General features: G+C 33.8%; 7 protein-coding genes. 1 reads left to right on the forward strand and 6 read right to left on the reverse strand.

Going from position 1 to position 5,574, the window contains the following annotated elements:
- Positions 1–154: 154 nt before the first annotated feature.
- Positions 155–619, forward strand: a complete 465-nt coding sequence (locus COX77_00360; GenBank protein PIZ99815.1) for a hypothetical protein — start codon at positions 155–157, stop codon at positions 617–619.
- On the opposite strand, the gene COX77_00365 is transcribed toward COX77_00360, so the two are convergent.
- From COX77_00365 to COX77_00390, 6 genes are all read right to left on the reverse strand, one after another.
- Positions 592–1,755 (reverse strand): hypothetical protein, encoded by a 1,164-nt coding sequence (locus COX77_00365; GenBank protein PIZ99816.1) that lies wholly within the window; start codon positions 1,753–1,755, stop codon positions 592–594. The genes COX77_00360 and COX77_00365 overlap by 28 nt on opposite strands.
- Positions 1,736–2,824 carry a hypothetical protein gene (locus COX77_00370; GenBank protein ID PIZ99817.1) on the reverse strand — a complete coding sequence of 363 codons (1,089 nt, stop codon included), beginning with the start codon at positions 2,822–2,824 and terminating at the stop codon, positions 1,736–1,738. Before COX77_00370 ends, COX77_00365 begins: the two co-directional genes overlap by 20 nt.
- A gap of 59 nt (positions 2,825–2,883) precedes the next feature.
- Positions 2,884–3,927: a hypothetical protein gene (locus COX77_00375; protein ID PIZ99818.1), complete on the reverse strand. Its 1,044-nt coding sequence runs from the start codon at positions 3,925–3,927 to the stop codon at positions 2,884–2,886.
- Entirely contained in the window at positions 3,899–4,252 is a 354-nt protein-coding gene (locus tag COX77_00380) for a hypothetical protein (protein PIZ99819.1), read from the reverse strand. Before COX77_00380 ends, COX77_00375 begins: the two co-directional genes overlap by 29 nt.
- Positions 4,249–4,920, reverse strand: coding sequence for a glycosyltransferase family 2 protein (locus tag COX77_00385; protein ID PIZ99820.1), 672 nt, complete (start codon positions 4,918–4,920; stop codon positions 4,249–4,251). The genes COX77_00380 and COX77_00385 overlap by 4 nt, the downstream gene beginning before the upstream one ends.
- The coding region (locus tag COX77_00390) for an NAD-dependent dehydratase (protein ID PIZ99821.1) at positions 4,901–5,574 on the reverse strand (674 nt) is incomplete at its 5' end. The genes COX77_00385 and COX77_00390, both read right to left, overlap by 20 nt.

The following is a 5,574-nucleotide window of genomic DNA, read 5'->3' on the forward strand; positions in this document are numbered from 1 at the left end:
AATTTCCTATGAAAAAGATAATTATAGTAATCGTTTATGGGAAATTGGCTTGCTCTTCTTAATTCCCTATTTAATTATCTTTTGGTTAAAAGTACTAGATAAAGTAAGGAAAGATAAATTTATTCTGCTTTTCATCTTTACCCTTTTGGCAGTCATGATTACTTCTTCGTTATATTTATCCTACCCGCGCCGTGATCAATATTACTATAATAAATTGATTAATACTTCAATTAATGATTTTGCTGCAGTTACTGCTATTGAACAACATGCTAAAAATATTGATTATATCGTATTGGCTAATCAATCAGTATCAGCAGCGGCCATTGCGCAATATGGTTTTGCTCATTATTATCAGAATAATTTTTACTATCCCTTGCCAACATCAGGAGTATTATATACTCTCTATCTCCAATTAGCTTACAACGAAAAAGACAACAAAGCAGTTTTGAGTGCGGTCCAGCAACTAACTGGGGTTAATCGTATTTACTTTGTCATTAATAACTACTGGACTGGCTATGATGATATCGTTAAACAACAGCGCAATATGTCCTCTTGGCAAAAAAACATTAATGATCAGGAGTATATTTTTTCTTATGACTTACCGGCGAGTAGCAATTGACAGTAATCTGGTGTTGATAAAAAATCTTTCTTAATAGTTATGTCATTACCTTGCAAGACAGCTTGTAACTTATTTTGAAAATCTCGCGAATCATTAACAGTAAAAAGATTTTGATCGTGCTCCAGTAATTCAACTACCCCACCAATACGGCTGGCCAATATCGGTGTGGATAATTGCAGCGCCCATTGTAAAACCAAGGGGCAATTTTCTAAACACTGTGAAGGGAATATTAATAAATCTGTCGCCGATAGATAGTTATAAACTTGATCGTTAGTCGGTGGCCACGGATAATATGAACAAAATGATTCTTGTTGTATTTGTTTTTTAAAACTCTTGACCTGACTGCCACTGCCAACTACAGTAAGATGAAATTTAAATTCTGTTTTAATTTCTTTTAACTCCTGCAGGAGAAAGAAAATTCCCTTATGTCTTTCCATCTGACCGAGAAATAATAATTGTCGTTCTCTTGTTGCCTCGGTATTTTTTCTGTGGTTAACTGTCATAGGTAAATCAATGGGATTAGCTAAAACTCTGATGGTGCTTTTAGTAAAATACTTTTTAGCTAAATAAAAATCAGCTAGCCATTGAGATGGTGAAATTACTTGTTCTGGTTGAGCTATTAATGTTTTTACCAAACGAGCATAAATAGCTCTAATTAAGGAATAAAAAAAATTACTTTCCGAGGAATAGATAGTCCCACTGGGATCAAATAATTGCACGTCATGAATTGTTTGCCAGTAATGGTATTTTTGATAACTATGCGTGGCAAGAATTCCAGTACCCATTAAATTATGCGCCCAAACAAGATCGGGATTAATACTCACTAAAATATTCTTAATCCTTTGATACTGCGGCCAGTTAAACAAATCAATAAAGTGCCATAATAACCGCAAAAACACTCCGTGCTTCGGCAAATCATTAAAAGTTGATAAATTATACGCATTTAACCGATAAACAGTAATTTGACCAATTTTTTCGGTAATAAAAGGAATTCCTCGATTATTTCGTCTAGTATTAGTACAAATAACTGTTACCTCGTGCTCTTTGGCTAATGTTTTTGCAATATTTTGTACTTGTTCTTCGACACCACCTCTTTGATCGGGATAAAATAGAGAATTAATGATACATATTTTCATAAAGTTTGGATAATTTCTGACCAATAATCTGCCAGGAGTACATATTAATTATTTTATGATAACCATTTTTACCAAGAAGTTCAGCTTCCTTGGGATGTTCTATTAAATAATCAATTTTGGATCGTAAATCTTCCACGTCAGTAGCTTTAGCTAATAGGCCATTAACGTGGTCGTCAACCACTGAGCGCACACCTGGCAGATTGGAAGTAACGACAGGTGTAGCGCAAGCTAGAGACTCAATAGAAACAATACCAAAAGCTTCCGCGCTAGATATTGATGGTAAAATAGTTAAGTAAGATGATTGATACATTCTTCTTAATTGTTCGTCATCACAATTTTGAAAAAAAGTAACTTTTTGATCTAAATTTAAAGTCTTTACCAAAGTACGATAATAATTGATCAGATCACCGTTACCAACAATATTTAAATGCCAATTTTTACTGATTAACTTATTAACAGCATTAATTAAAATTTCTAAACCCTTAAAATAATGCGCCCGATCTAAAGCAGCCACAAACAATAACTGTTTAGTAACTACGATAAATCGCTCATCATTACTAACGGGCTGATAAAAATTGATATTCACACCATTCGGTACTTCTCGCAACTTGTATTGCCATTTTTTTATCCACCAAGAGCCACGGCAATTTAAAGCGTAATCTAAAGAATGACAAATAATAACATCGGCAACTTTTAATAGCTGGGGGAATAAAAAATATAAATAAAACTGAAAAATATAACGACGCCAATCATTGGCCAAATTATCCATATGATAATGGATGACTAATTTTTTTCGCCAGACAATTTTTGCTAGCATAATAAATATACCAATGCCGTAAAAAGGATAATGCAAATGATAAATATCATATTTTCGCAAAAGCCAAAACAGCTTCGGTATAATGGCGGCATTACCAAACTGAAAAAATGAAGGTAAGCGAATTACAGAAACGCCATCTACTTGATCGTACTTGGGCAAATGCTGTAAATAATTATACTTCGGAGTTAAAACATCAACGCTATAATTAAAATCAGCCAGGATCTTGGCATCACCCCAAGCTACCTTGCCCATACCACCGCGATATGGTGGAAATGTACAAACAATATGTGCTACTTTTAATCGCTGTTTTCTCACGGGATAATTTTACGTAACTTAGATAAATAATAATGAAAAATTGGATTAGCAATATATATTAATAAGGGGTTATCAATTTCTTGAAATGATATACGGCCAGAAAATTTTCTTAATATTTGACCATCACTGACTTGCCGAATCTTTTGCAAATTTTTTCTTTGTTGATAAATACGCAACCAAACTTGGGGATCAGTAAAATAATAATAACTTTTAATTTTCTGCCAAAACCATTTTCTCTTGATCGTATAAAACATTTGACCAATTTCCATCAACAACAAAGCCGGTAATAAATATAATAAAGTTTTTGTTTGATAATTCTTGAGTAAACAAATAATTCTGTTACGCTCCATAAAATATATTTTACTAACACTCTTGGAAAATTTATATTTATGATAAATAGTGCTACTTGGACAATAAATAGATTTAAACCCCGTGAGCCATAACCGCCATCCCAAATCCAAATCTTCACTATACATAAACATTGACTCATCAAAGATACCAATTTTTTTTAAAACTGCTGTTTTTAATAAGACGGCAGCTCCAGAACAATAGTTAATCTCCGTTAATGCTTGCTCCTCTGGACGGTCAACAACGCCATTGCCTTGGCAATAACCAAAACCCAAAAAATGAATAATATTACCAATACTATTAATTTTATCAATTTCGGGATGCAATAATATTTTAGGTTGCACCGCAGCTATTGTTGCCTCACTATCCATAGCTACTAATAATGGCGCCAGCCAATTATTACTTACTTCCGTATCCTGATTTAATAAAAATAAATATTGATAACCTTGATTCATGCCCCACTCTATTCCCCTATTATTACCACCGGCGAAACCGAAATTTGCCGTCAGCGCTAATGTCTTGACCATTGGATAATTGGTTACTACTTGCGCTAATGATGGATCGGAAGAATGATTATCCACTACCAAAATATCGTACAAATTCTGATCGCCGCTAGCAAGCAATGTATTTAAGCAATCACTAATATACTGATAACCATTAAAATTAACGATGATTACTAATACTTTTTTCATGATCTTTTGCCTGGTTAATTGCTAGTTGCTGCACTATTACTGCTTGATTGTTCATTAATTTATTAAGTTGTAAATAAAGCTTGAATTGACTATAAAATAATAAGAGAACCGAAATATATAAAACAAAATCAGCACCGCGGCCAATACCTAAATAATTGGCAACACCGCTACTAATATTTGGCCACCAGAATAGAATGATAACTACTAACCAAAAAAATAACCACCAAGTAAAATACTGTCGGTTAATTTTACCGTTCTTTAATTTCCAATAAAAAGAAACAATGCTATAAATTCCTAAAAGGGAAATAATTAATGATAGAATCATACAATTTTTTTGAGAAATAAATCATGTAATATTTTCAAACCACCACCAATGCCTTGACCAAATACATGATAATCAATGGTCACTGGCACTTCCCGATATTTTAAATTAAATTTTTTTATTTTTTGTACAATTTCTGTGGCGTGAGCCATTCCTTGTTGTTCAATATTAATTTTTTGTGCAGCTTTGGCATTCAATGCCCGAAAACCGTTATGCACATCAACTAAATATAAACCAGTCATTAAATTATTTAAAATGCGCGCGATGGGAAAAATAAAATACTTTTTTAGTACGGGAATTTGCGAATTGGCTAAACGATTGCCAATAGTAACATCGACTTCTTGCTGCACGATGGGTAAAATCATCTGCGCGATATCGGCTACGCGCATTTGACGATCAGCGTCAAAATGAACGATAATTTGCGCGCCTTGTGACAAGGCATATTTAGTTCCCGTTGCCAGTGCCGCACCCATTCCTAAATTGACTAAATGTTCCAACAAAATAACCGGAGGAAACTGCTGTACCTGCCAACTGGTCTGATCGGTAGAGCCGTCATTAACAACAATTACCTGATATTCGTACTTTAACAATGACTGAATAACAATGCTAATATTATCTTGCTCATTATAAGCCGGTATGACAATAAAAATTTTAGCTGGGCTGATGGCCATTGGTAATCAATATTTTATTAGCTTTGGTATATTCAATGGTCTTTTCTAAACCTTCTTCCAGTTTGGTAATCGGAAACCAATCTAAGTCATTGCGGATTTTACTGATATCCGGAACGCTTAAAGGAGTAATAAATGCTAAAGGGTCTTTAAAAATAATTGACGAATGAGAATCTGTCATTTTAATAATTGATTTGGCCACATCCTCCAATTTAAACTCTACATCACTACCAATGTTATAAATATCTTCGTGTGACGAATCCATTAATCGTACTAAGCCATCAATGACATCACTAATATAAGCTAAAGAGGTGGAAAAATTGGCATTGCCATAAATTACTAAGTCTTTATTTTCTAAAGCATTAACGATAAAATCGGGAATCATCTGACCGTCGTTCAATAACATTCGTGGTCCATAAGTACGAAATACTCGGGCAATCTTGATAGGTAACTTATAAAAATTGCGATAATTAATACACATTGTTTCCGCAAACCTCTTGCCTTCATCATAGCTGGACCGAGGTGATGTAAAATCGACAACTCCTAAGTAATTTTCCGCCAAATTAGTAAACTCATCTTGACGTGGACCATAGACAACGGCTGAGGACGCATGAACAAACTTGGCCTGATATTTCTTGACTAATTCTAAAATATTTT

It is taken from the genome of Candidatus Komeilibacteria bacterium CG_4_10_14_0_2_um_filter_37_10, assembly GCA_002793075.1.
GTDB lineage: Bacteria > Patescibacteriota > Patescibacteriia > UBA1558 > UBA1558 > UM-FILTER-37-10.

What these genes read in the sequence shown, in the direction of transcription:
- COX77_00360 (PIZ99815.1), top strand. Translation starts at nt 155, where the DNA reads ATGATTACTTCTTCGTTATATTTATCCTACCCGCGCCGTGATCAATAT.
- COX77_00365 (PIZ99816.1), bottom strand. Translation starts at nt 1,755, where the DNA reads ATGAAAATATGTATCATTAATTCTCTATTTTATCCCGATCAAAGAGGT.
- COX77_00370 (PIZ99817.1), bottom strand. Translation starts at nt 2,824, where the DNA reads ATGGGCAAGGTAGCTTGGGGTGATGCCAAGATCCTGGCTGATTTTAAT.
- COX77_00375 (PIZ99818.1), bottom strand. Translation starts at nt 3,927, where the DNA reads ATGAAAAAAGTATTAGTAATCATCGTTAATTTTAATGGTTATCAGTAT.
- COX77_00380 (PIZ99819.1), bottom strand. Translation starts at nt 4,252, where the DNA reads ATGATTCTATCATTAATTATTTCCCTTTTAGGAATTTATAGCATTGTT.
- COX77_00385 (PIZ99820.1), bottom strand. Translation starts at nt 4,920, where the DNA reads ATGGCCATCAGCCCAGCTAAAATTTTTATTGTCATACCGGCTTATAAT.